This is a genomic window from Streptomyces sp. NPDC000941, assembly GCF_053599555.1.
In genome coordinates this window covers 1-24703 of the sequence record NZ_JBSFMM010000029.1, presented here as the reverse complement: position 1 = coordinate 24703, position 24703 = coordinate 1, and the positions used below count along the sequence as shown (strand labels likewise).

Here is a 24703-nt window from a genome sequence, read left to right as displayed (position 1 = left end):
CGTACCGACTCCGGAACGTAAGTGACGTCCCGGTCCCGGTCGGTAAACGAGCCTGTGACGTCCTGGTCACAGGCCCAGACGGACATCACGGGCGGCATTATCCGCGGTCGGTAAAGTCGACGTCGAGGAAGAGGAGGGGACGCTCCGTCGCGCTTGTCACGACGGCACGATAGCCCGGCTTGGCAAGGCAGAGGCTCCGCCGTTATTGGGCCGTCTCTGGGCCGTCCGAGGCCGCTCGACAGTGCCCGACAACGACCGATGACGGCCGCTGAGAGCGGAGTGATCAGGGCGATCACCAGCGAAAACCCAGCTCACCAAGATCCCCGGCAAGACCCAGGGCAAGAAGAAGTAGGAAGCAGCTACGAATAAGCCCCCTGCCTGCGGTTCTCCGCGAGCAGGGGGCTTACTGCCGGGCCGGGGCCGAGCGTTCGCGGCCCTGGTGGCGTTACTTCGACGACGAGTCGGACCGCAACAGCTGGACCTCGGCGAGGTTGGCGTTGCCACCATGTCCGTCGTAGACCCGCAGCATCGGGATCACCGTGTGCTGGGGCAGCTTGAACGTGTACCACTGCTGGTCACTGGTCACGCCCGCGACGGTCAGGAAGGTCGTCCAGGTTTTCCCGCCGTCGGTGGAGCTCTGCAGCACCGTGCCGTTGGCCCGGTCCGGGTACTTCGCACGGGGGCGGATCAGCACCGCGTCGACCGCCAGTGAGGAGCCGTCGGTCGGTTTGACGGTCACCCAGCCGGTCGAGGCGGTGGTGTCGGTGTACGTGGCGATGTCGCCGTCGAACATCCGCCATCCGTTGGCTGCCGTGGTACCGGTCCCCGGCCACTGCGGGGTGGACGCGTCGACCCAGCCCTGGTCGATCTGGTCCGGCACCATATGGGTGTTCCACAGCTGGAGCGACGACCCGTCGGTGGTCTGGAAGACCGTCGAGCCGGGTTCGCCGTCGGCCGTCGTGTAGTCGGCCGTGAAGCGCAGTGCGCGGCCGAAGTCCACGTCGTCCGGCAGCACCGCCGTGGCGCTCCAGTGCTCACTGTCGGTGCTGGTGACCTCCGCGTCGATGTCCTCGATGCGCACGTTCACCTTGGCCAGCGGCTGCGTGGCCACCAGGTCGAGCGTCACCTTGTCGCCGTTGACGGCCCGCTTGGGGTCGGAGTTGCTGGACGAGAGCGTCGCCGACTTGACGGCCTGCGCCGTTTCGACCCGGGAACCGTGAATCCGGAGCTCGCCGAAGGAGGAGATCCCGGGGTAGCTCGGGTCGGTGGGCACGCCCGGGTCGTCGACCTGGACTTTGAAGAACCGGAACGTCTTGTCCTGGACCTTGGACAGGACCGGAATGGTCTCCATCTTGAAGTCCGGGGTGGTGTTGGTGGTCTCCCGTGAGGTCAGCAGGGTCCAGGTGGAGCCGTCGTTCGACCCGTAGACGTTGGCGCCCTCGGAGCGGTTGCCGAAGTTGTACCGGGCCTGGAGCCCGAACGCGTCGGCCCGCACCCCGAATCCCGTCCCGAAGTCCAGCGTGAACGGAGCCCTCAGATCGCCGGAGAAGGTGTTGATGTCACCGTCGGTCATGTTCCAGACATTGGCCTCGGACAGGGACGAGGTCACCAGCGCCGGATAGCTCAGGGTGCCGTCGGCGAGCTTCGGGTTGAGCAGTCGCAGCGCCTTCACCGCGTCCTGCACGGTGACCAGCCCGGCCGAGAAGGTGCTGTCATCGGCCGTGTCGATGGTGGCCTTGACGGAGGACACCGCGTCCTTGAACTTCTGGAGGGGTGCGCGGACGTATGTCGCCTTGGGGTCGAACCCGTCCTGTGCCGCGGTGAGCGCGCCCGCCCGGTCCGGTGCGACCACCAGGTCGAGCTTCAGGACGGTGTCGGTCTTGCCGTCGGAGGCGACGACGGACGCGTGGACGTCACCGGTCTGGGAGCTCGTCTGGGAGCTCGTGGGTGTCCAGCTGAACGCTCCGGTCGTGCTGTCGACCGTGGCGCCTTCGGGAAGGCCGGAAGCCTCGTAGGTGAGGGTGTCGTCGCCCGAGTCGGTCGCGGCGAGCGACCGCTTGAGCGGCGCCCCGGCCACACCGACCAGTGTGGTCCGCTGCCCTTGCGGGAAGGCCGGCGGGGTGAGCTGGGCCTTGGCCTGGAGGTTGACGCTGTCGATGTCGACGTTCACATCGGAGGCGCCGGTGACCGTGTAGTACGCCAGGTTGTCGCCCGCGGTGCTCCCGTGAAGGATGCCGAGGTCCATGTCGTACGTGACGTAACGCCACTTGCCGTGGGTGTCGGGCAGGCTCACCGTGTGGTACGGCTTCAGCGACATGTCCTTGCGGATCTCCAGGGTCGCCGGGCCGTTGGTGCGGATCAGCACCCCCACCGGGCTGTATCCGTTACGGCTGTCGTACATCAGGGTGCGGACCGCGATGGTGGCGCCCTTCTTCGACGCCCGCATCCGGACCATGTCGCGTCCGTCCTCCTCGCGGACCCCGGAGCGGCCGTCGAGGGGGATGGAGCGGTGCGCCATCCGCACCAGGGGGTTGTCCTGCTTCGGGCGGGTCTGCCCGGCCACCTTCTCGGGCAGCGACAGCCAGTAGTCCGGGTTGTAGTCGGGGTTGCTGTTCCAGAAGTTGTACGCCCCTGTCCCCCAGAAGAACTCGGGGCCGTCGGCCTGCTCCTTGACCTTCGCGAGGTTGGGGGCCACTTCCTTGACGTCGACCCCGAACTCGTACCGGTAGATGTTGTAGAGCTCGTCGATGGGCTGGAACACGCGTCCCCGGTAGGCCTCGGAGAGCTTGCCGGGACCGCCCGTGGTGTCGATCCACGGGACGGTCTTGCCCGTCATGTACGCGTACCAGGCGTCCGCTCCCGCGAGCAGCCGGTCGTTGCCGAACCGGAACGGGGACACGGCGCTCGGCTTGCTGGACACGGTGCCGGCGACCGGGTCCAGCCGGGTTTTCTGCACCGTGAGCATGCGCGAGATCTCCGTCGCGATGTCGATGCCGTCCCATGCGTGCGCCTGGTCGCGGCCCATCTCCTGGTGCTGTACGAACGAGTAGCCGTATTTGTTCAGCGGGTCGTCCGCGCTGATCACGCGGAGCAGGGAGTTCAGGGCCCCGTTGGTGTCGCGGTTCGGGTTGGACTTGTTGACCGAGAACCACTCGACAGCCTGCTCGTAGCCGGCCCGGTTGTCGGTGAACACGTAGCCGGCCAGCTCACCGACGATCGGGTACAGCTGCTGGTTCATGAAGAAGGTGTTGCCGTAGAGCAGGGTCTTGATGACGGGCGTCACGAGGTTCTTGGTCAGGTTCGTGGTGTCCGAGTCGGTCCAGCCGGTGTCGTAGCCGTCGGAGCCTGGATTCACGCTGGAGTAGCGGAAGATCTCGGCCGCGGCGAGCATGCGCATCAACGGGACGCCGGCGTGGATGTGGTCGTCCGGATACGGCGCGACCTTCTCGGGGTCCATGTGCGACCACGTCCGGATGATGTGCATACCGTTCGCGCGGTAGACGGGGTCACCCGTGATGAAGTACTCGATCGCCTGGGTGTAGGCGCCGAAGGCATCCTGGATGAACCTGGACTCGATGCCCTGCGAGTTGAACGCGTCCGACTTCGGGGTGTCGACCCCGGACCCACCGTTGACGGGGGTGAGGGTGCGCGACGCGTACGTGGTGCCGTGCATGGACGCGTAGTAGGAGGCCCATGGCTCCACGCCGTCAAGCACCTGGCGGCGAGCCAGCCGCAGGCTCGACGCGCTCACCGCGATACCGGGGTGGACGAACCCGTCGCTGCTGGTGACCTCCTTCAGCGTGACGGCGGGGAAGGCGTCGCCGGTCACCGGGCCGGAGGTGGTCGCCGCCGCAGCGGAGGACGCCGGAACGAAGGCCGCGAGCAGAGCACATGCCACGGTGGCTATCGCCCACCACCGCGTATGTCTGAGCCTCATCCCTGATTTTTTCCACATACAACTCTCCAGTGGGTGTGGGTGCCTGCCGGGAATGAGTGGGGGGTGAGGGGGCGGACTCCGGTCAGACGGCGCCCTGGGTGAGAACCACGGGGTTGGAATACGCTTTCTACATCAGCGGGTCGTCGGCGGTGTCCGATGCGGGTGAGTACGGCCGTAGCACTGCCCAGTACCCAGGTCACGCCCGGTTGTCACATGATTCTGCATGGCTCCGCATGGCTGCGGACTTCTTAGAAACCGATTTCTGTGAACCATAGATACCCCGGCCCCACCACACAAGAGGCGTGCGCAGACAGTCCCGACAGGCGTATGCGGCCGCGCCCCGGCCGCCTGCCGCCCGCCGCGCGGTGGCGAGCCGGTCAGTCGGCTCTCCACCCACCCACTCTTGAATAACCGCTTGATGCAGTACTTGATGTAGAGCAAGCATCTTTTTATGAGGAGGTGGGGGGAGGGCCCTGCGCGCTGCCCTTGCGCTCGAGCGCCACCCGGGCCGAGCCGCCCGACTGCGGGTGCGTCATGCGCCGTCGTCCTCCTCCAAAGCATCGCGGATGTCCGCGGCCTGGGGGGTGTTGGAGGGCCAGGTGGCCAGCAGGCGTTCGAGGAGGGGGCGATGCGTGTAGAGGTGGGCGGTGAGGACGAGGGCGCCGGCCAGTTGAAGCTCGAGTTCCGGAAGGTCGGTCAGCCGTACCGCGATGTCGGCGGCCTGCTCGGATTCCGCCGAGGCCAGCGCGCTTGCGCACGCCGCGCGGACTCGCAGGGGGCGGTCCTCGTCCAGGGCCATCGTCCCGAGCTGGGCGACAAGTTCGAAGTCCTCAGGGACATCGCAGGCGTAGAGGCACTGCCCGGCGGCGGACACGGCGCCATCGTCGACGACGTCGCCGTTCACAGCGCGCAGCGCGGCGGTGATCAGTGGGGCGTCCGCGGCTTCGGCGTGGTTCTGGATCGCCCACAGTGCGCTGGCCCGGTCCTGCCCTCGTGCTTCCGGCAGCGGCGTCCCGCGCAGCACCCACCGGGCGCGGTCCAGCACCTCCGCGGCGTACTCGTCCAGTGGGTTGCCGAAGCCCCACCGGGCTTGCCGGTCCTGGTAGTGGAAGTACTCCAGCGCCGTGCACACCGCGTCCCGTCGACCGGAGCGCAGCAGGCTGAGGAAGGCGGCGCAGGGGTCCGGGTTCCGGTCCGCCGACTTGAGCAGTTCGTCCCGGTCGGCCGCCACCGCCAAGTCGTCGAAGCGGTGCCGTTCCCAGTACGCGAGCGTCATGGCCAGAGCCTACTAAGACGCCTGCCGCGCTCCACGGCATCCATGCGGCAGTCCGACCACACACCGTGCATACCTGTACAGCACTTCGCCGCCATGGGCGCCAGCGACGAACGCCGACTGCCGCACGTACGGAATCCTCTCCCCGAGGAACGCCCCGCGCTCTGACATCCGGGCCACTGGTCATGGAGCTGCCGGCGGCCTGACCAGCTGTTACCCATGTCCCGTACGGCGGTCCCTTTGGGGTCGCCGTACGGGACACAACAACAAGCGGCAAGCGCCAGTCACTCGCGGGCGCCGATCGCCTCCGCCGGGTGCTGGCGGAGGGCCAGGCGGGCCGGGAGGGCGGTGGCGGCCAGGGCCAGGGCGGCGGTGGGGGCGAGGATCGCGAGGTAGGTGAGCGGGGGGATGTGGGGGGTGGAGGAGTCGGTCATGCCGGTGGCGTAGGCGGTCAGGGTGAGGAAGGCGATACCGGTGCCGAGGGTCGTGGCGATGACGAGGGCGGTGAGGGTTTCCAGGCGCAGTACGCGGAGGACTTGGCGGCGGGTGGTGCCGACCAGCCGGAGCAGGGCGAGTTCCCGGGAGCGGTCGGAGGTGGACATGGAGAGGGTGTTGATGACGGCGATCGCGGTGAAGGCGATGATCAGGCCCATGGCCACGTAGTTGACCTCGGCGTTGGTCGTGCTTGCGGCGACGGCCTCGGCGCGGTCCATGACCGTGACTCCGGGGACGGCCGAGGCCAACTTGGACAGTTCGGCGCGGGGCAGGTCGGGGGCCGTGACGAAGAGGGTGCCCATGGGGTTGTCGACGTGCGGGGCCACCGTGGCGTGGGAGAGGGTGAGGTCGCCGTAGCCCAGGCCGCGGGTGTAGAGGGCGGCGACCTTGAGGGCGGCGGGGGTGCCGTCGCCCAGGGTGAGGTGGACGGTGTCGCCCACGGATACGCCGAGCCGGTCGGCGGCGTTCTCACTGACGGCCAGGGAGTCCGTACCGAGGTGGCGCAGGGAGCCGGCGACCACGCCGAGGTCGGTGGTCCGCTCGAGGCCGGCGGGGGTCACCGCCTGCGCCCCGTACTTTTTCAGGCCGACCCGTACCGAGGTGTGCAGGACTTCGGTGACGGCCTCGACGCCGGGCCGGTCGCGCAGGGACTCCGCGAGGGAGGCGGGGACGCGGGGGCCGAGGACGTAGTCGGCGCGGTTGCCGGAGGCGGCCTCGTGCTGGGCGGCGTGGCTCATCGTGGTCTGGCTGAACAGGATGGTGCAGGTGAGGGCGGTGAGCAGGCACAGCGGGGTGATGATGGAGGCCAGCCGCCGGGAGCCGGCCCGCAGGTTGGCCGCGGCCAGGTGGCCGCCGACGCGGGAGGCGCGGAGGGGCAGGGAGAGCAGGGCGACCGCGGCGCGGGCCAGGAGGGGGCCGAGGAGGGAGACCGCGATGGTCCAGATCAGCGCGGTGAGCAGCACCACCGGGCCGGAGGCCGCCTCGGTGGACAGCGTGGACAGTACGAGGGTGAGTACGGCCCCGGCGGCGGTGGCGAGGAGTCCGGCCACCAGCCGGACCCAGGGCAGTCGGGCGGTGGGCAGCGCCGCATCGCCCAGCGCCTCGACCGGGCGTACCCGGGCCGCCCGGCGGGCGGAGAGGCGGGCGGCGGCCCAGGCGGCCAGCGCGGTGGCGAGCAGTGCGGCGAAGGCGGGGAAGGGGCTGACCACGAGCGCCAGATGTTCCGGTACGGCGCCCAGGGCCACGAACCGGGACCGCAGCCAGAAGCCGAGCCCGATGCCGACGGCGGAGCCGAGGAGGCCCGCCGCGACGGCGGTCACCAGCGCCTCGCCGGCCAGCAGCCGGCGCAGCTGCTTCGGGGTGGCCGCGACGGCGCGCAGCAGGGCGATCTCCCGCTGCCGCTGCTGGACGGAGAGCGCGAAGGTGCCGGCCACGACGAGGATGGCGACCAGGAGCGAGGTGCCGCCGAGCGCTCCGCCCATGCTGATGAGCTTGACGCGCGCCTGTTCCGCGTCGAGGAATTCCACGGTGCCGCGGCCGTCCCCGGTGTACTCCAATGCCTTCGTCCCGCGCAGGGCGGCGGTCACATCCGGCTGCTGCCCGGCCTTCGGGAAGACGCCGATCGCGCTGACCTGGCCGGGGCGGCCCGCGAGCCGCCGTGCCTCGGCCGGGGCGAAGAAGAGCGTGTCCTGGCTGGGCAGGGCCTGCCGGGTGACGCCCGACACCCGGTACGTGGCGGGGCCGGCCGAGGTCAGAACGGGCAGCCGGGCGCCCACGCGGGCACCCGAGCGGGCGTCGACGACCACCTCGTCGGCGGCCTTGGGGGCATGGCCGGAGGCCAGGGCGAAGGGGGTGAGCGCCGCCGAGTCCCAGCCGTGGCCCTGGGCCGGGCCGGTCTTGGCGGACGCGGGGGTGGACACGGGGAAGGTCACCTCGGCGACCACCTCGCGTACGCCCGGGGACCGGCGCAGCCGCTGCGCCAACGACGCCGGTATCCAGGCGCGTTCGGCGATCGGCTTCGCCTTGTGCTTCGTCTTGCCGTTGGACTTGTGGATCGTCTGGTGCACGTACTGGTCACCGGCCACCAGCACCGGGGCGCCCGCGTAACGCTCGGGCGCGACCCGGCCCCGCAGCCCGGTCTCCAGCAGCATCCCGCAGGCGGTGACGAGCGCGGCGGCGCACAGCAGGGTGACGAACGCGCCCACGAAGGCGGCCTTGCGGTGGCGCAGCGTCTTGAGTGCGAGGGTCAGCACGGCCATCAGTTCCACGCTCCCAGCCGGGTCATCCGCTCGGCGATCTTGTCGGAGGTCGGGGCGCCCATCACATCGACGATGCGGCCGTCGGCCAGGAAAAGGACGGTGTCCGCGTACGAGGCCGCCACCGGGTCGTGGGTGACCATGACCACCGTCTGACCCATGTCGTCGACGGTCTCCCGCAGCAGGGTCAGGACATCGCGGGCGGTCATCGTGTCGAGCGCTCCGGTCGGCTCGTCGCCGAAGATCACCTCGGGGCGGGCGGCCAGCGCGCGGGCGAGCGCGACGCGCTGCTGCTGGCCGCCGGAGAGCTGGGCGGGGCGGCGGGCCGTACGCCCCTCAAGTCCCACGCGTCGCACGATCTCGCCCAGCCACGCCTTGTCCGGGCGGGCCCCGGCCAGCCGCAGCGGCAGGGTGATGTTCTCCAGCACGGTGAGCGACGAGATGAGGTTGAACGCCTGGAAGACGAACCCGACCCGCTGCCGCCGCAGCCGGGTCAGCTTCGTCTCGTCCATCCCGGTCAGGTCCGTGTCCCCCAGCCGGACCGTGCCCGAGGTGGGGGTGTCGAGGCCGGCGGCGCAGTGCAGGAAGGTGCTCTTGCCCGATCCGGAGGGGCCCATCACCGCCGTGAAGGTTCCCTGGGCGATGTTCACCGATACCTCGCGGAGCGCGGCGACGGCCCCTTGGCCCTTGCCGTACACCCTGCTGACTGCGTCCAACCGCACTGTGTCTGCCATGGCTTCAACCCTGCTGGCCAGGCACGATACGGGCCATGGAGCTGATCATGTCCGAAGCATGACCTCGTCATGATCCGGACTGAGCGCAGCTCAGCTGGTATACCTGGCCGCGTGATACGGGTGCTTTTGGCGGAGGATCAGCACATCATCAGGGAGGCGCTGGCGGCGCTGCTCGGCCTCGAGGAGGACATCGAGGTCGTCGCCACCGTCGACTCCGGGACCGCGGCCGTGGACGCGGCCAGGGTCTATCAGCCGGACATCGCCGTGCTCGACATCGATATGCCGGGGACGATGGACGGTCTTGAGGCGGCGGCCGTGGTGCGCGAGAAGGTGCCCGGCTGCCGGGTGTTGATGCTCACCGCGTACGGCAAGCCGGGGCATCTGCGCCGGGCGCTCGGCGCGCGGGTGGACGGGTTCGTGCTGAAGACCGCGCCGCCGGACGACCTCGTCGGCGCGATCCGCAAAGTGGCGGTGGGCGAGCGCGTGCTCGACGCCTCGCTCGCGGTCACCGCATGGGACCTGGCCGACAACCCGCTCACCCCCCGCGAGGTCGAGGTGCTGCGGCTGGTGGCCCAGGGCGCGGAGGCCACCGAGATCGCGGCGCAGGTGCATCTGACGGCGGGGACGGTACGCAACTACCTCACCGCGATCGTCACCAAGCTCAACGCCCGCAATCGCACCGATGCCGTCCGTATCGCGACGGAAGCGGGCTGGATCTAGGGCCCGGTTAGCGGAGCCGGTGGCGGTCCGCCCAGGAGGAGATCGCGCCGGCGACCTGGGCCGGGCGGTCCTCGGGAGCGTGATGCCCGGCCGCTCCGCAGTGGACGGTCTCCAGGGCGGCGATGTGCTCGGCGCACCAGCGGGCCATGTCGGGGCCGATCAGCAGGGTCGGCGAGCCCTCGAAGGTCATGAGCAGCTTGGGGACGTCATCGCTCTTCGCGAGCCAGGCGTCGTACGCCTCGATACGGGCGACGAGTTCCGCCGGGTCGCCGCCCAGGGGCATTTGGCGGGCCCACGCCAGGACGGGCCGTCGGCTCTCGGGCGTGGGGAAGGGGGCGAGGTAGGCGGCCAGTTCCTCGGCGGCCACCGGGGTGAGCACCCCGCCGGTGAACGCCTGGCGGACGAAGAGGTTCTGGTCGAGCACCATCTCCTCGCCCGTGCCGGGGGTACGGATCGCCTCGGAGCGCTTACGGGCCTGCGGGGACAGGTCGTCCCAGGCCATCGGCTTCACGATGCTCTCCAGGAAGGCCAGGCCGAGCACCCGTTCAGGGTGTCTGGCCGCCCAGTCGAAGGCGAGCGCGCCGCCCCAGTCGTGGCCGATGAGGACCACCCGGTCCAGGTCGAGTGCGTCGAACCAGGCGTCGAGGTATCGGGCGTGGTCGGCGAACTGGTAGGGGATGTCCGGCTTTCCGGACCGGCCCATCCCGATCAGATCCGGGGCCAGCAGCCGCCCGTGGCCGACGCCGGACGTGACGTTGCGCCACAGGTGGGAGGAGCTGGGGTTCCCGTGGAGGAACACGAAGGCCGTCCCGTCGCCCGACTCCTCGTAGTACATCGTCGAGTCGAGAACACGTGTCTCAGGCATGTCGATTGGTCCTTTCGGCCGAGAGGTCGCGTCGGCGCTTTCGGCGCGTCGCTCATGACAGAAACAGTACATGGCTACTATGTCCATGGCTACTAAATTCTGTGGGCGCTGAATCGGCGGCCGCGCGATCCAAGGCGGGCCGGCTGCTACGGAGTTCTGCCGAGCGGTCCGGCCTCGTACGGCACCCACGCGGCCAGTTCGAACCAGCCGTCGCCGCCCGTCTCCACGGTCAGCCTCCCGTCCAGCGCCGCCAGCCGGGTCGTCAGATTCCCGATCCCCGACGACCCCGGACGGCCGCCCGTACCGCGCGCCCCGTCATTGCGTACGACCAGCCGTACGCCGCCGCCCTCGGAGACCGTCGAGATCGTGCAGGAGCGGGCGTCGCTGTGCCGCAGCACATTGGTCACCGCCTCCCGCAGCACCGCGCTCAGCGCGGTCTCCACCTCGGCCCGGAGTGCCCCGAGGCCGCCGAGGCCGTCGGGGCCGTCGTGCGCACCGCGAACGGCCAGGGACACCTCGGCCGAGACGCCCGCGGCGGTCAGTACCGAGCGCACCGAGGCGGCCTCCGCGGTCAGCGACATACTGCCCACGCCACCGGAGGCCGCCCGCAGATCGGCCTCGCCGCGCTCGGCCATGACCAGGACGTTCGCGAGCTGTGCACGGGCCTGCTCGGGCGGCAGTCTGCGCGCCAGTTCGCAGGTCAGCAGCATCCCGGCCAGGCTGTGGCCGAGCAGGTCGTGCAGGTCTCGGGCCGCGCGCAGGCGTTCCTCGACCACCGCCGAGCGGGCCAGCCGCCGCTGCGCCTCCTTGAGTTCGTTCACGATCTGGTCGAGGCGCAGCAGCCCGTAGACGACCAGCCCGGTGACCACGGTGCTGACGGTGTAGTTGACCGTCATCGCGACCGACAGGCCCACCCGCGGCCCGATGAACGCGACGCTCGCCATCACACAGCCGACCAGCGGCCAGGCCACGGACCGGCGGAACGCGAGCAGCAGCGGCCCGGCGAGGAACCCGGCGACCCCCAGCCAGACGCGGCCGAACGCGAGGATCGGCAGATACGTGAACAGCGCCATCACCGCGAGCGCCACCATGTGCCGTCCGTGCACCGAACGGACCTGAAGCGCGATCACCACGGCAAGGCACGCGGCGGCGGGCAGGACCCGGTCGCCGTCCACCATCAGCAGCGCCTTGAGCGAGAAGCCGACCAGCACGGTGACGAGCAGGGTGAGGGAGAGCGCGGGGGCGTGCCGGTCGTCGGCCGGCTCCCGGGGGCGTGTCACATCGGGAAGCGCGGCCTCCACGACCTGCCGCCCTTCGCGGGTCAGCCCGGTCGTCAGGGTGCCGCCCGCGTCCGCGATCCGGCCGGGCAGATCGCCCAGGCTCTCGTCGTCCGCGGTCCGCGCTCCGTCGCTGACGACGCGCAGCCGGATCCGTCCGCCCTCGGCGGCGGTCTCGATCAGGCAGCCGGTGGCCGTGCCCTGCCGGACGATGTCGGTCACGGCCGCGCGCAGCACGCCCGCGAGCAGCGCGCCCGCGGGGCCGAGGGGTTCGGTGTGCCCGGTACGCACCTCCACCGGGACCTCGGCCGCGGTCAGCATCGCCCGCGCCGCCGTCACCTCGGGCGCCAGCGACATGGAACGGTAGGACGCCGCGGAGCGCCGGGCGTCGGCGAGGCAGTCGCGCGCCGAGCGGGTGACGTCGGCGAGCAGCCGCTCGGCCCGCTCCGGCTTCGCCAGGGCCGCCCGTACACCCGTGGTGATCTCGGCGAGCCCGCGCCCGAGGCCGTCGCTCAGCTCACCGGCGATCCGCAGCCGCTCCTCGGCGACCGCGGCCGCCGTCAGGCTCAGCCGGGCGGCGTGGAGCTCGTCGGCCCGCTCCGTGAGCCGGGTGAGTCCGTAGATCACCAAGCTCATCAGCACCATGCTGACGGCCGAGTCCACGGGCCCGCGGACCACCGCGCCGACGGCGACCGGTACGGCCAGCGGCCACACCGGGGTCAGTAGGAGCGAGCCGCCGAGAAAGCCGAGGATGCCGACGGAGGTGCCGGTGGCGTACACCGCCGCGTAGCACGCGGCTGCTTGTGCGGCGAGCAGCCATGGCCACGCGGGGCGCCACCGGCGCGGTACGGGCAGTACGTGGAGCAGTTGGAGGCCGAACACGACGGGCGCGAGCCACGACCCGCCGACCAGGAAGACGGTCGCGAAGGCGGCCAGCACCACGACGGTGACGGCTCGCGCCGGACCGGACACCAGACCTCCCCCGCCAGCAGCCGCGCCCAGATGCCCAAGATGACCAAGATGGCCAAGATCCTAAACCTTGAAGGGCCTTCGACCGGACATCGGTCGAAGGCCCTTCAAGGTGAGGCGAATGTGTCAGCCGCAGCTGCCGCCGCAAGAGCAGGAGCCGCCGGACTGGCAGCCGCAGGAGCAGCTGGAACCGCAGCCGCACGCGCCCAGGATGGGCAGCGGGGGGCGGTGTTCGGCGGCCGGCCGGGCGGGGTCGGCGGGGGTGGGAGTGGGGAAGTCGGCCATGAGTCGCCTCCTTGGGAGGTCTTCGGGAGATCTGCTCGGGAGATCTGCGGGAGGGGTCACCTCCTGCCCATGGTCAGGTCCTCCCGCCCCGCCCGTAGCGGCGCATGGACGGCGCGCGGATGCACGGGGCCCGCCGCGCGGTGGGCGCGTACCCGGCGCGCGAGGGCGCGCCGGGATGCCGTCACGCCCCCGCGGAGACGCGGTCACGCCCCCGCTGGAGCGGCCTTACGCCCCCTCGGTAGCCTCCGACTGCGCGAGCTCGTCGGCGTGCTCCCCGGTGACCAGGTACACCACGCGCTTGGCGACCGAGACCGCGTGGTCGGCGAACCGCTCGTAGTAGCGGCCCAGCAGCGTCACATCGACGGCCGTCTCTATGCCGTGCTTCCAGCGGTCGTCCATCAGGTGCTGGAAGAGGGTGCGGTGCAGCAGGTCCATCGCGTCGTCGTCCTCCTCCAGCTGGAGCGCGAGGTCGACGTCCTTGGTGATGATCACCTCGGCGGCCTTGGCCATCAGCCGCTGCGCCAGCTGGCCCATTTCCAGGATGGTCGCGTTCAAGTCACGCGGAACGGCCGAGTCCGGGAAGCGGAGCCGGGCCAGCTTGGCGACGTGCTGGGCGAGGTCGCCCGACCGCTCGAGGTCGGCGCTCATCCGCAGGCTGGTCACCACTATCCGCAGATCCGTGGCCACCGGCTGCTGCCGGGCCAGCAGCGCGATCGCCCGCGCCTCCAGGTCGCGCTGCAGGCCGTCGACCTTCTCATCTGCGGCGATGACACTCTCGGCGAGCTTGAGGTCCGCGTCGAGAATCGCCGTGGTGGCCCGGCCGATGGCGGAGCCGACCAACCTGGCCATGTCGACGAGGCCGTCCCCGATCGAATCGAGCTCCTCGTGGTACGCGTCCCGCATCAGTGACCCTCTCTCGCTGTCTTTCGCTGCTGACTCTCGGTGGACTCGTCACTCGCCGCCCCCCAGGCTTACACGTTCCGGCTGGAACGCGTCGGGTTCCGGCATCCGGAGTGAACCGCCACTGACGCCCCGGTGAACTCTGGGAAACGTCTCCCCACGGGTGCCCGTCTGGGGCTGTGGAGCTGTCTCGTGCCCCGCATAACCTGGATGCATGAACGTGAACGCGGCGATCGCCGCACTGGCGGCGCTCGCCGGGCTGTGCACCGGCGTCATCGCCATGCTGGCGTTCCGCTGGAGCGAACGCGAACAGGCGAAGCCTACGCGCTCCTCACTGCACACCGACGCCGTGCTGCCGCCCGGCGTGGACACCGTGCTCTCCGTCCTGCGCTCCTCGGCCGTCGTCCTCGACGAGGCGGACGCCGTGGTCAAGGCCAGCTCCGCGGCGTACGCGCTCGGGCTGGTCCGCGGCGGGAAGCTGGCCGTCGAGCCGATGATGCAGATGGCCCGCGACACCCGGCGGGACGGCGAGATCCGCCAGATCGAACTGGACCTGCCCCGGCGCGGCACGGGCCGCGGCGAAGCCCTCGCGGTGTCGGCCAGAGTCGCCCCGCTGGGCTCCCGTCTGGTGCTCCTCCTGGTGGAGGACCTCACCGAGGCCCGCCGGATCGAGGCCGTACGGCGCGACTTCGTCGCGAACGTCAGCCATGAGCTCAAGACCCCCGTCGGCGCGCTGTCGCTGCTGTCCGAGGCCGTGATGGACGCCTCCGACGACCCCGAGGCGGTCACCCGCTTCGCCGGCCGGATGCAGATCGAGGCGACCCGGCTGACCAGCCTGGTCCAGGAGCTCATCGACCTGTCCCGGGTGCAGAACGACGACCCGCTGGAGGACGCGGAGCCGGTCCGCGTGGAGGAACTGGTCGCCGAGGCCATCGACCGGTGCCGCCACCAGGCGGGCACCAAACAGATCACCATGGCCACCGGCGGCACCGCCGATCTGCACGTATGGGGCAACCGCGGCCAGCTGGCCGCCGCGCTCGGCAACCTCGTGGAGAACGCCGTCAACTACAGCCCGGCCCGTACCCGCGTCGGCATCGCGGCCCGCCGTATCCCCGCCACCGGCGGCGATCAGATCGAGGTCGCCGTCACCGACCAGGGCATCGGCATCTCGGAGAAAGACCGCGAGCGGATCTTCGAGCGCTTCTACCGGGTGGACCCGGCACGCTCGCGACAGACCGGCGGGACCGGGCTCGGGCTCGCCATCGTCAAGCATGTGGCCGCCTCGCACGGCGGGGAGGTCACGGTGTGGAGTGCCGAGGGACAGGGCTCCACATTCACCCTGCGGCTGCCGGAAGCCGGCTCGGTGCGCGACCGCGACCGAGACCGCGACCGCTCGTCGCGCGAGCCGTACGAGACCAACGCTGACCTCGATGGAGAGGACCAGGACCGGCCGTACGAGACCAATTCCTGTGAACCCCTTTCTGCCCCGGAGGTCCTTCCGTGACCCGAGTTCTGGTCGTCGAGGACGAGGAATCGTTCAGCGACGCACTGTCGTACATGCTCCGTAAGGAGGGATTCGAGGTCGCGATCGCGGCAACGGGACCCGAGGGGCTCGACGAGTTCGAGCGCAACGGCGCCGATCTGGTGCTGCTCGACCTGATGCTGCCGGGCCTCCCCGGCACGGAGGTGTGCCGTCAGCTGCGCGGCCGCTCCAACGTCCCGGTGATCATGGTGACCGCCAAGGACAGCGAGATCGACAAGGTCGTCGGCCTGGAGATAGGAGCCGACGACTATGTGACCAAGCCCTTCTCCTCGCGCGAGCTGGTGGCCCGCATCCGGGCCGTACTGCGTCGCCGCGGCGAGCCGGAGGAGGTCAGCCCGGCCGCGCTGGAGGCCGGGCCGGTACGGATGGACGTCGACCGGCACGTGGTCACGGTCGGCGGCGGCAAGGTGGACCTCCCGCTGAAGGAGTTCGACCTGCTGGAGATGTTGCTGCGCAACGCGGGCCGGGTGCTGACCCGGATGCAGCTGATCGACCGCGTCTGGGGTGCGGATTACGTGGGCGACACGAAGACGCTGGACGTCCATGTGAAACGGCTGCGCGCGAAGATCGAGCCTGACCCCGGGGCGCCGCGTTATCTGGTGACGGTGCGTGGTCTGGGCTACAAGTTCGAGCCGTAAACCGCAGCCTCGGCGCCCCGGTCTGAGACCGGCGGACGGAGTCCGGCGCAGCGTCCCGAAGCCCGTGAGGCCCCCTGGGGCCGAGCGGTGCGAGCGGTGCGAGGGGCGCGTGCGGGAGGGGCTGGCTTCGCCGAGAGGGCCCTGGAAGTCGCTTCCAGGGCCCTCGCAGTGGTTGCTGTCGGTGCAGCCGTCGGGTCAGTTGCCCGTCGGGGTCGGTTCGCCCGAGGCGATGCCGTTGGCCGGCGTGCCGCTCTCGTTCCCGTTCCCGTTCCCCGCCGCGCCGGACGGCTTGTTGGTCGCCGTGGCGCTGCCGGACGCCGTGGAGCCCGGCTTCTTGGTGCCGGTCTGCTTGCCGGCCGGGGTGGTGGGCACCGTGGTGGTCGGGGTCGTGGTCGGCATCTGCGACGGGCCCCAGTCCTCGAAGTAGTGCGTCGCCGGGACCACGAACGCCGTGATCGGCACATCGCCCGTCTTACTGAGGTCGAAGACGATCCGCTGCGCGTCGCCGTTTCTGGGGGCCTCGCGCCCGTTCTCGATGACCGCGGAGGGGTTGCCCTTGCCGCCGAGGAGCACCGAGCCGCCGGCCGGGATGATGACCGCGCCGCTGCCCTTGGCCGGGGACACCTTCACCTTGGTGCTGGTCCCGGGGAGGGTGATGGCCTTGAGGGTCTGGTTGCCCCCGCCGTTGTTGAAGATCTTGGCCGTGATGACGGCCGGGCCCTTCGCCTTGCGGTCCGGCTGGGTCACGATGGTGGCGTTCTGGACCTTGATATCGCCGATGGACGTCGCGGCGTTGTCCGGCTTGACCTGCAGCGTCTGCGCGTTGTCCCCGGCCGCGCAAGCGGAGAGCGGGGCGACCGAGACCACGAGGGCGGCGGCGGCGAGGACGCCGCGTCGAAGGCTGCTGCTCACGGCGGCGGCATCTCCTAAGGGCTAGGTAAAAGTTGGATCAGCGGGCTTAGGTTACCGATCCCCTTGCCCGGGGCCGCACCCGACCCACCCGGGGTTGCCCCTGCCCGACCGGCGCACCGCCCGGCCCGCCGCCCGGGGCACCGCCCACGGCCGTGGAGAGGCCGCAGAGAGACCGTCGCCAAGGAGGCGGCGCGATGCGATCTCCGGCTTCCCGGATCCACTTCTGACGTGCATGGCGAATATCGGTCCGGTGGTGGAAGGGGCGATTATCGGTAAGGAATGTGTGGACGTCCGAGAATTGATCAACACTCTTGATCCACTCTTGATCCACCCCTGATCCACTCTGGCGTGATCAATTCGGGAAAGACGATGGGATCACTCGCTCCAGGCCCGAACGGAGTAGCGGAAGTCCTTCGACTGGACTCCGGCAAAACGGGACGTAAGGTCACTCGTGAGGGGCTGTTGGGGGGTGTAACGTACGGGTTTCGCTGCGCCCGTGCAGCCGCTCCCACCTGCGAATACCCGCTTCCGCCAGCCCCGCCCAGCACGTTCCGCCTGCTGTTGTCAAGCCCCGAGATATGCCCTGACCTGCGAAAACGCCATTCAGAAGAAGGCGTTCCCGTGTTACCCTGGATAGCCACGGAAGGGGTACCTGTCACATGACGTTCAAGGTTGGCGACACCGTGGTCTATCCCCATCACGGGGCCGCGCTGATCGAGGCCATCGAAACTCGCCAGATCAAAGGCGTGGACAAGACCTACTTGGTGCTGAAGGTCGCTCAGGGTGATCTGACGGTTCGCGTGCCGGCGGACAATGCGGAGTTCGTCGGTGTGCGTGATGTGGTCGGCCAGGACGGGCTGGACCGGGTCTTCGAGGTGTTGCGCGCACCGTACGCCGAAGAGCCGACGAACTGGTCCCGTCGCTACAAGGCAAATCTCGAGAAGCTCGCCTCCGGCGACGTTATCAAGGTCGCCGAAGTGGTGCGCGACCTGTGGCGCCGAGAGCGGGAGCGCGGACTCTCCGCCGGTGAGAAGCGCATGCTTGCCAAGGCACGCCAGATCCTGGTGAGTGAGCTCGCCCTCGCTGAGAACACCAACGAGGACAAGGCCGAGGCCCTGCTCGACGAGGTCCTCGCGTCCTGACACATAGATGCCGCGGTGCCCGAGTGATTCAGACATTGTCTGTCGCCGGGCGCTGCGGCATGTGCGCATGCCGGTGTCGCCGAAGATTCCGGTCCCCTGATGAAGTGCCCCGAAATCCGGCCCACTGTCACCACGGGTCACCACGGCCGATGCTCCGGCCGACCGCCTGCCGGCTCCGCGCCGGCGGTGTTGGTGTGCCGGGCCCGGGCAGCTGGCTCGACCAGTCGTCACGGAAGGGGCTGGTCGGGGCATCGCGCCCGGCACGCTGTGGCCATACCCATTTCGGTCGAGGAAGCAAACCTGAACGCCAACTCAATGTCCGTCTCAGGGCAGTCCGTGAACCCCGGGGGCAGCGAGAGCCCCGCCCGCCCCACCCGTACCGCCGCCGTGATCCCGGCCGCGGGCCGCGGGGTGCGGCTCGGGCCCGGCGCGCCCAAGGCGCTGCGTCCGCTCAGCGGTACGCCGATGCTGGTCCACGCCGTGCGCGCGATGGCCCGGTCCCGTTCCGTCGCGCTGGTCGTCGTGGTCGCCCCGCCGGAAGGGACCGATGAGGTCCGCCGGCTGCTCGACGCGTATCCGCTGACCGGCACCACCGACGTGGTCGTGGTGCCGGGCGGTGAGACCCGCCAGGAGTCGGTGCGGCGCGGCCTGGCCGCCGTCCCCGAGGACATCAGCTGTGTCCTCGTCCATGACGCGGCGCGCCCGCTGGTCCCCGTCGACACCGTGGACGCGGTCGTCGCCGCCGTACGGGAGGGGGCGCCCGCCGTCGTCCCGGCGCTGCCGCTCGCCGACACCGTCAAGCAGGTCGAACCGCGCACCGGCGACCGGGCCGGGGAGCCCGAGCCGGTGGTCGGCACCCCGGACCGCGCGCTGCTGCGCGCCGTACAGACCCCGCAGGGCTTCGACCGGGCCACGCTGGTCGAGGCGCACGAGAAGATCGCCCTGGAGGGCGAGGGCGCGACGGACGACGCCGGGATGGTGGAGCGTCTTGGGGCCGAGGTCGTGGTCGTGCCAGGCCATGAGGAGGCGTTCAAAGTGACCCGGCCGCTGGATCTGGTGCTGGCCGAGGCCGTGCTCGCCCGCAGGAGGGCCACCGATGGCTTCTGAGAATTCCGGACCCTCTGAGGTCCATGGCGGGTCCCTCGCCGGGCTGCCGCTCGTGGGCATCGGCACGGATGTACACGCCTTCGAGAAGGGCCGCGAGCTGTGGTGCGCGGGTCTGCTGTGGGAGGGCGAGGAGTACGGAGAGTACGGCCTGGCCGGGCACTCCGACGGCGATGTCGCCGCGCACGCCGCCTGTGACGCGCTGTTCTCCGCCGCCGGGGTCGGCGACCTCGGCGCGCACTTCGGCACCGACCGCCCCGAGTGGGCCGGGGCCTCGGGGGTCACCCTGCTGGCCGAGGCCGCCCGGATCGTCCGCGCCGCGGGGTTCGAGATCGGGAATGTGGCGATCCAGGTGATCGGTGTACGCCCGAAGATCGGCAAGCGGCGGGACGAGGCGACGAAGGCCCTTTCGGCGGCGGTCGGGGCGCCCGTGGCGATTTCGGGCACCACCACCGACGGGCTGGGCCTCACCGGCCGCGCGGAGGGACTCGCGGCGATCGCCACGGCCCTGGTGGTGCGGACGGGCCGGCCGCCCGCGGCATAGGCAGGGGAGGTCGCTCCGCCGAGCGGTTCGGCCGAGCGGTTCCGTGGCCGGAGCGTCCCAAGTGTCACGCTTCTGTGTCCCTGTGGGCATAGGGACACAGGGCACTGCCGCGTTCCGTCTACCCTTGATGCGTGACTATTCGCCTGTACGACACCAGCGCCCGGCAGATCCGTGACTTCAACCCGCTCACGCCGGGCTGCGTCTCGATCTACCTGTGTGGCGCGACCGTGCAGGCCGCCCCGCATATCGGGCACATCAGGTCGGGGCTCAACTTCGACATCATGCGCCGCTGGTTCAGCTACCGCGGCTACGACGTGACGTTCATCCGCAACGTCACCGACATCGACGACAAGATCATCGCGAAGTCGGCGGAGCAGAACCGCCCCTGGTGGGCGATCGGCTATGAGAACGAGCGCGCGTTCAACTCCGCGTACGACATCCTCGGCTGCCTGCCCGTGACCTATGAGCCCCGGGCCACCGGCCATGTGCCGGAGATGATCGAAATGATGCGGGGGCTGATCGAGCGGGGTCATGCCTACGCCGCCGAGGGCAGCGTCTACTTCGACGTGCGCTCGTACCCCGGCTATCTCCAGCTCTCCAACCAGGAGCTGGACGGGCTGCGCCAGCCCTCCGGCGAGGGTGAGTACGGCAAGCGCGATCCGCGCGACTTCGCCATGTGGAAGGCGGCCAAGCCCGGCGAGCCGAGCTGGGAGACCCCGTGGGGGCGCGGCCGGCCCGGCTGGCACCTGGAGTGCTCGGCGATGGCCCATAAGTACCTGGGCTCGGCCTTCGACATCCACGGCGGCGGCGTCGACCTGATCTTCCCGCACCATGAGAACGAGATCGCGCAGGCCAAGGCGTACGGCGACGACTTCGCGACGTACTGGACGCATAACGCCTGGGTGACCATGAGCGGCGAGAAGATGAGCAAGTCGCTCGGCAATTCGGTGCTGGTCTCCGAGATGGTCAAGCACTGGCGCCCCATCGTGCTGCGCTACTACCTCGGCACCCCGCACTACCGCTCCATGATCGAGTACAGCGAGGAGTCGCTGCGCGAGGCCGAGTCCGCGTTCGCGCGCATCGAGGGCTTCGTACAGCGGGTCACCGAGAAGGCCGGGAAGGTCGTTCCGCCCGCGCCCGAGGTGCCGCCCGCGTTCGCGGAGGCGATGGACGACGACTTCGGCGTCCCGCAGGCGCTCGCGATCGTCCACACCACCGTCCGCCAGGGGAACTCCGCCCTGACCGCCGACGACAAGGAGTCGGCGGTCGCGCGGCTGGCCGAGGTGCGCGCCATGCTCGGCGTGCTGGGCCTCGACCCGCTCGACGAGCACTGGGCGGGCGGCCCCGACCGGGGTGAGGATCTGCACGGCGTGGTCGACTCGCTCGTACGGCTGGTCCTGGAGCAGCGGCAGGCCGCGCGGACCCGTAAGGACTACGCGACGGCGGACGCCATCCGCGATCAGCTTCAGCAGTCGGGGCTGGTCATCGAGGACACCCCGAGCGGGCCGCGCTGGGAGCTCGGCTCGCGCTGACCCCGGCGGCCCCGCCCCGACTGACCGACCCACCGACGCGGTGCGCCCCGGCGCACCCCTACGACATGACCCAAGCAGGCAGCCGCCGGACCAGGCCCGGGGGCGCAGCCGCGCGAAGCCGTGAGGCCCGTCAGGGCCGGGCGGCCGGCGGGCGGCCACGGATGAGAAACAGGTGAACCCCATGGCCGGCAACAGCCAGCGCAGGAACCGTCGCACCGCCAACAAGAAGGGCGCGACGGTCGGCAGCGGCGGCAAGCGGCGCCGGGCCCTGGAGGGCAAGGGCCCCACCCCGCCCGCCGAGATGCGCAAGGGCCATGCCAAGCAGCGCGTCGCCAACGCGCGCGCCAAGCAGGCGGCCCGCCGCCCGGCCCCGCGGCGCGGCGGCGGCAAGGGTACGAACGAGCTGGTCGTCGGCCGTAACCCGGTCGTCGAGGCGCTGCGCGAGGGCGTGCCGGCCATCATGCTGTACGTCCAGCAGTTCATCGACAGCGACGAGCGGGTGCGCGAGGCGCTGAAGCTCGCGGCCGACCGCGGCGGTATCCACCTCATGGAGGCCCCGCGCCCCGAGCTGGACCGGATGACCAACGGCCTCAACCACCAGGGGCTGGTGCTCCAGGTGCCGCCGTACGAGTACGCGCACCCCGAGGACCTGCTCGACGCCGCGGCCGAGGAGGGCAAGGACCCGCTGATCGTCGCCCTCGACGGGGTCACCGACCCGCGCAACCTGGGCGCCGTGGTGCGCTCGGTGTCGGCGTTCGGCGGCCATGGCGTGGTGGTGCCGGAGCGGCGCGCGGCCGGGATGACGGCGGGGGCGTGGAAGACCTCGGCGGGCACCGCGGCGCGTACGCCGGTGGCGCGGGCGACCAACCTCACGCGCGCGCTGGAGGCGTACAAGAAGGCGGGCCTGATGGTGGTCGGGCTCGACGCGGACGGCGATACCGAGGTGCAGAACGCCGAGGTGCTGGACGGGCCGGTGGTGATCGTGGCCGGCAGCGAGGGCAAGGGGCTGTCCCGGCTGGTCGCCGAGACCTGTGACGTCCTGGTGCGCATCCCGATGCCCGGTGGCGCCGAATCGCTCAACGCGGGCGTCGCGACGGGCGTCGTGCTGTACGAGGTGGTCCGGCACCGGAGCTGAGCGTCGGGCTCCGGGCGGGGCCCCGGTCCGGCACCCGGGCCGCCCCGGTCGGGCTCCCGGGCTGCCCCCGGTCGGGCTCCCGGCCCGGCACCGGAGCCGAGCGGTCTGGCTCCCGGGCCGCCCCGGTCCGGCACCCGGGCCGCGCCCGGAGCTGGAGCGATCATGCTCTGAGGGGTCTCACATGATCATGGCTTGACGGGCCTCGGACACCTCGGGGCGGTCACGGCAGTGTCCTATCCGCGCGTCACTCGGTTAGTTGAGCGTGGAGACCAGAACACCCCGCACGCCCTTGGGGGGACGCGCACCGGGTTTTGACGACGAGCCACGGCTGACCATGGCCAAGGTGCCGAGCGATCCGGCACAGGTCACCGTCAATCCCGCGAGCTTCCGGGTGCGGCTCGCCGCCCCGGTGGTGAGCGACGCGCTGGCGGACACGACGCGGCTCGCCCGCGTCCCGGCCGCCGCCCGGCGCCGCCCGCCCGTGGTCTGGAGCGGCCGCACCCGGCCCGGCGGCGACGCGGACACCACCCGGCTGCTGCAGGCCGTGCGGTACGCGGGGGTGGAACTCGCGGAAAGAGGGGCAAAGGGGGCCGACGGCGCCTCCGGCGTCGGGGACGGCGGCGACGACGTGGCCGCCACCCAGGTGCTGCCGCGGCTCGCCTTCGACGACGGCCCGCCCACGGTCATCGGCCCGCGCCGCAGCCCATACGCCGAGCGGGGCCGCGCCCCGGCGGCAGCCGGTGGAGTGCCCCCGCAGGCGGGGGAGCGGCGGACGGCTGGGGGGCGGACCGCCGAAGGCCGGGCGGCCCGGAGCGGGAGCGGGAGCCGGGGCGCCGAGGTGCCGCGCCCGCGCCGCCACGCCGAGTCCGTACGGCACGCCTATTACCCCGGCCGCCGGATGAACCTGGGCGTGGTGCTGCTCCCGCTGCGCGTCTTCCTCGGCCTCATCTCCATCTACGCCGGTATGGGCAAGCTCTCCGACCCGGTCTACTTCGACGGCGGCGAGCGCGGTTCGATGGTCACCTGGCTGCGTTCGCTGCACCCCTGGGCGATCGCCGAGCCGCTGCGCGACTTCGCGCTCGGGCATCCGGTGGGTGCGGGCCTGACGGTGGCCTTCCTACAGGTCGTGGTCGGGGTGCTGACGGTGCTGGGGCTGTGGCAGCGGCTGGCGGCCTTCTTCGGCGCGTCGCTGTCGGCCGCGCTGATCCTGACCGTGAGCTGGCGGACCGTACCGGTGTACGACGCGCCGGACATCATCTACCTCGCCGCCTGGAGCCCGCTGATCATCGCGGGCGCCCCGGTGTACTCGACGGACGCGCGGCTCGCGGGCGAGGCGTGGCGGCGGCTCGGGCCGCGGGTCGGGCTGTGGGCGCTGCGGCGGCGGGTGCTGCGCCGGGGCGGCTTCATGGCGATGATCGTGGTCGGGGTGACGCTGCTGCTCGGCTCGATGCTCGGCGGCGCCGTACGGGCCTCGGAGACGGTGCGCGGACCGGAGCCGAGCGACACCCCGACGAACAACCTGCCCGGTTCGCCGCTGCCCCGGCGGGCCGACCAGAGCCCCAGCGGCGCCACCCGCGGCCCCCTCGGCACGGGCGGGGCGCCGTCCCCGCGCACCCCGCGGACCAGCCCGACCGCCCCGTCGGCGGCCTCTTCCACGGGCTCGCCCAGCGCGCCGGCCCCGGCCGGCGGCTCCCACCGCCCCCGCCCGTCGCACAGCGGCGCGCGGACGGTCCCAGGGCAGCCGCGGCGGCCCGCAGTCGGCCCGGAGACCACGGAAGGGCCGTCGTCGGCGGGCGGGCGGACCGGCCGGGGCGGCCGGGGCGGTCTCGGCACCGGCGAGGGCGAGACCTGGCCCGAGGCGGTCACGGGCAGCGGCGGCACGTCCGGCGACTCGTACGGCTACGGCGAGAGCTCCCCGGAGAGCAACGGCGGCGCCCTCGGCGGGCTCCTCGGCTGACGGGGCCGGTTGGCTGACGCGGCGGTCGGCGCGCTGACGCGCCGCGATGTGGCGTCGTGGCGCAGCTCGCGGAGGTGCCGCGAGCTGCGCCCCGGCTTACGTCCCGGCTGGCGCCCCGGCCCGGCCCGGCACTGCCTGGGCCGGGCCGACGGCTGTCCGGGCCGGCGCCTGGGCTGACCGCTGCCCGGGCCCGGCCGCTGTCCGGGGCCAGCGGCTGTCCGGGCGCGGCTACCGCAGGGCGCGGTTACCTCGGGGCGCGGCGCTCCGTACCAGCGCACGGCTCCAGGCGCGCGGCGCCCGGACCGTGGCCCGGGTCAACACGCGCGCGAGGCCGCGCTCACGCGCGTACTGCGGGGCGGCTACCGCAGGGCGCGGTTACCCCGGGCCGCAGCCGCCGCACGGCTCCAGGGGCGCGGCCGACCGCGGCACGCGGCGCCTGGGCCGCGGCCCAGGCGCCGCGCGCAGGCCGCGGCCCGGATCAACACG

18 protein-coding genes are annotated in these 24703 nt (G+C 71.4%); 9 read left to right on the top strand and 9 right to left on the bottom strand.

Annotated features, from left to right (window positions below):
- Positions 1–445: 445 nt before the first annotated feature.
- The 4 genes from ACWDSL_RS12380 to ACWDSL_RS12365 form a co-directional block, all read right to left on the bottom strand.
- Positions 446–3898 (bottom strand): Ig domain-containing protein, encoded by a 3453-nt coding sequence (locus tag ACWDSL_RS12380; RefSeq protein WP_450484425.1) that lies wholly within the window; start codon positions 3896–3898, stop codon positions 446–448.
- A gap of 571 nt (positions 3899–4469) precedes the next feature.
- Positions 4470–5213, bottom strand: a complete 744-nt coding sequence (locus ACWDSL_RS12375; RefSeq protein WP_450484423.1) for a hypothetical protein — start codon at positions 5211–5213, stop codon at positions 4470–4472.
- Between the two features lie 281 nt (positions 5214–5494).
- Positions 5495–7963 (bottom strand): ABC transporter permease, encoded by a 2469-nt coding sequence (locus ACWDSL_RS12370; RefSeq protein WP_450484421.1) that lies wholly within the window; start codon positions 7961–7963, stop codon positions 5495–5497.
- Positions 7963–8694, bottom strand: a complete 732-nt coding sequence (locus ACWDSL_RS12365; protein WP_450484419.1) for an ABC transporter ATP-binding protein — start codon at positions 8692–8694, stop codon at positions 7963–7965. The genes ACWDSL_RS12370 and ACWDSL_RS12365 overlap by 1 nt, the downstream gene beginning before the upstream one ends.
- A gap of 111 nt (positions 8695–8805) precedes the next feature.
- On the opposite strand from ACWDSL_RS12365, the gene ACWDSL_RS12360 reads away from it, so the two are divergent.
- Complete coding sequence (locus ACWDSL_RS12360) at positions 8806–9414, top strand: response regulator transcription factor (RefSeq protein WP_450484417.1); 609 nt, start codon at positions 8806–8808, stop codon at positions 9412–9414.
- A 7-nt stretch (positions 9415–9421) separates the two neighbouring features.
- Here ACWDSL_RS12360 and ACWDSL_RS12355 read toward each other — a convergent pair whose 3' ends face one another.
- The 4 genes from ACWDSL_RS12355 to phoU all read right to left on the bottom strand — a co-directional run bounded on the left by ACWDSL_RS12355 (position 9422) and on the right by phoU (position 13713).
- Positions 9422–10279: a haloalkane dehalogenase gene (locus ACWDSL_RS12355; protein ID WP_450484415.1), complete on the bottom strand. Its 858-nt coding sequence runs from the start codon at positions 10277–10279 to the stop codon at positions 9422–9424.
- 146 nt (positions 10280–10425) lie between these two features.
- Positions 10426–12528, bottom strand: coding sequence for a sensor histidine kinase (locus ACWDSL_RS12350; protein WP_450484413.1), 2103 nt, complete (start codon positions 12526–12528; stop codon positions 10426–10428).
- A gap of 123 nt (positions 12529–12651) precedes the next feature.
- On the bottom strand, positions 12652–12810 hold the full coding sequence (locus ACWDSL_RS12345) for a hypothetical protein (protein ID WP_358630155.1): 159 nt from the start codon (positions 12808–12810) through the stop codon (positions 12652–12654).
- 225 nt (positions 12811–13035) lie between these two features.
- Positions 13036–13713, bottom strand: coding sequence for a phosphate signaling complex protein PhoU (phoU, locus tag ACWDSL_RS12340; protein ID WP_450484411.1), 678 nt, complete (start codon positions 13711–13713; stop codon positions 13036–13038).
- 211 nt (positions 13714–13924) lie between these two features.
- Between phoU and ACWDSL_RS12335 the strand changes: the two genes are divergently transcribed.
- A complete protein-coding gene (locus tag ACWDSL_RS12335) occupies positions 13925–15214 on the top strand; it encodes a sensor histidine kinase (RefSeq protein WP_089508420.1) in 1290 nt (429 codons plus the stop codon).
- On the top strand, positions 15211–15891 hold the full coding sequence (locus ACWDSL_RS12330; protein WP_014177580.1) for a response regulator transcription factor: 681 nt from the start codon (positions 15211–15213) through the stop codon (positions 15889–15891). The genes ACWDSL_RS12335 and ACWDSL_RS12330 overlap by 4 nt, the downstream gene beginning before the upstream one ends.
- 195 nt (positions 15892–16086) lie before the next feature.
- Here ACWDSL_RS12330 and ACWDSL_RS12325 read toward each other — a convergent pair whose 3' ends face one another.
- Complete coding sequence (locus ACWDSL_RS12325) at positions 16087–16803, bottom strand: DUF461 domain-containing protein (protein WP_450484408.1); 717 nt, start codon at positions 16801–16803, stop codon at positions 16087–16089.
- A 659-nt stretch (positions 16804–17462) separates the two neighbouring features.
- On the opposite strand from ACWDSL_RS12325, the gene ACWDSL_RS12320 reads away from it, so the two are divergent.
- From ACWDSL_RS12320 to ACWDSL_RS12295, 6 genes are all read left to right on the top strand, one after another.
- The gene (locus ACWDSL_RS12320) at positions 17463–17945 is read left to right on the top strand and encodes a CarD family transcriptional regulator (protein WP_003953493.1); all 483 of its coding nucleotides are present in this window, start codon (positions 17463–17465) and stop codon (positions 17943–17945) included.
- Between the two features lie 315 nt (positions 17946–18260).
- Positions 18261–19052, top strand: coding sequence for a 2-C-methyl-D-erythritol 4-phosphate cytidylyltransferase (gene ispD, locus ACWDSL_RS12315; RefSeq protein ID WP_450484406.1), 792 nt, complete (start codon positions 18261–18263; stop codon positions 19050–19052).
- The gene (ispF, locus tag ACWDSL_RS12310; protein WP_450484404.1) at positions 19042–19593 is read left to right on the top strand and encodes a 2-C-methyl-D-erythritol 2,4-cyclodiphosphate synthase; all 552 of its coding nucleotides are present in this window, start codon (positions 19042–19044) and stop codon (positions 19591–19593) included. The genes ispD and ispF overlap by 11 nt, the downstream gene beginning before the upstream one ends.
- A gap of 131 nt (positions 19594–19724) precedes the next feature.
- Positions 19725–21125, top strand: a complete 1401-nt coding sequence (gene cysS / locus ACWDSL_RS12305) for a cysteine--tRNA ligase (RefSeq protein WP_450484402.1) — start codon at positions 19725–19727, stop codon at positions 21123–21125.
- A 181-nt stretch (positions 21126–21306) separates the two neighbouring features.
- A complete protein-coding gene (gene rlmB / locus ACWDSL_RS12300) occupies positions 21307–22260 on the top strand; it encodes a 23S rRNA (guanosine(2251)-2'-O)-methyltransferase RlmB (RefSeq protein ID WP_450484400.1) in 954 nt (317 codons plus the stop codon).
- A 334-nt stretch (positions 22261–22594) separates the two neighbouring features.
- A complete protein-coding gene (locus ACWDSL_RS12295; protein ID WP_450484398.1) occupies positions 22595–24217 on the top strand; it encodes a DoxX family membrane protein in 1623 nt (540 codons plus the stop codon).
- The last annotated feature ends 486 nt before the right edge of the window (positions 24218–24703 follow it).

Coding starts and splice junctions, on each gene's coding strand:
- ACWDSL_RS12355 (WP_450484415.1), bottom strand. CDS start 10,279: ATGCCTGAGACACGTGTTCTCGACTCGACGATGTACTACGAGGAGTCG.
- rlmB (WP_450484400.1), top strand. CDS start 21,307: ATGGCCGGCAACAGCCAGCGCAGGAACCGTCGCACCGCCAACAAGAAG.
- ispF (WP_450484404.1), top strand. CDS start 19,042: ATGGCTTCTGAGAATTCCGGACCCTCTGAGGTCCATGGCGGGTCCCTC.
- ACWDSL_RS12295 (WP_450484398.1), top strand. CDS start 22,595: ATGGCCAAGGTGCCGAGCGATCCGGCACAGGTCACCGTCAATCCCGCG.
- ACWDSL_RS12335 (WP_089508420.1), top strand. CDS start 13,925: ATGAACGTGAACGCGGCGATCGCCGCACTGGCGGCGCTCGCCGGGCTG.
- ispD (WP_450484406.1), top strand. CDS start 18,261: ATGTCCGTCTCAGGGCAGTCCGTGAACCCCGGGGGCAGCGAGAGCCCC.
- phoU (WP_450484411.1), bottom strand. CDS start 13,713: ATGCGGGACGCGTACCACGAGGAGCTCGATTCGATCGGGGACGGCCTC.
- ACWDSL_RS12370 (WP_450484421.1), bottom strand. CDS start 7,963: ATGGCCGTGCTGACCCTCGCACTCAAGACGCTGCGCCACCGCAAGGCC.
- ACWDSL_RS12365 (WP_450484419.1), bottom strand. CDS start 8,694: ATGGCAGACACAGTGCGGTTGGACGCAGTCAGCAGGGTGTACGGCAAG.
- ACWDSL_RS12320 (WP_003953493.1), top strand. CDS start 17,463: ATGACGTTCAAGGTTGGCGACACCGTGGTCTATCCCCATCACGGGGCC.
- ACWDSL_RS12375 (WP_450484423.1), bottom strand. CDS start 5,213: ATGACGCTCGCGTACTGGGAACGGCACCGCTTCGACGACTTGGCGGTG.
- ACWDSL_RS12345 (WP_358630155.1), bottom strand. CDS start 12,810: ATGGCCGACTTCCCCACTCCCACCCCCGCCGACCCCGCCCGGCCGGCC.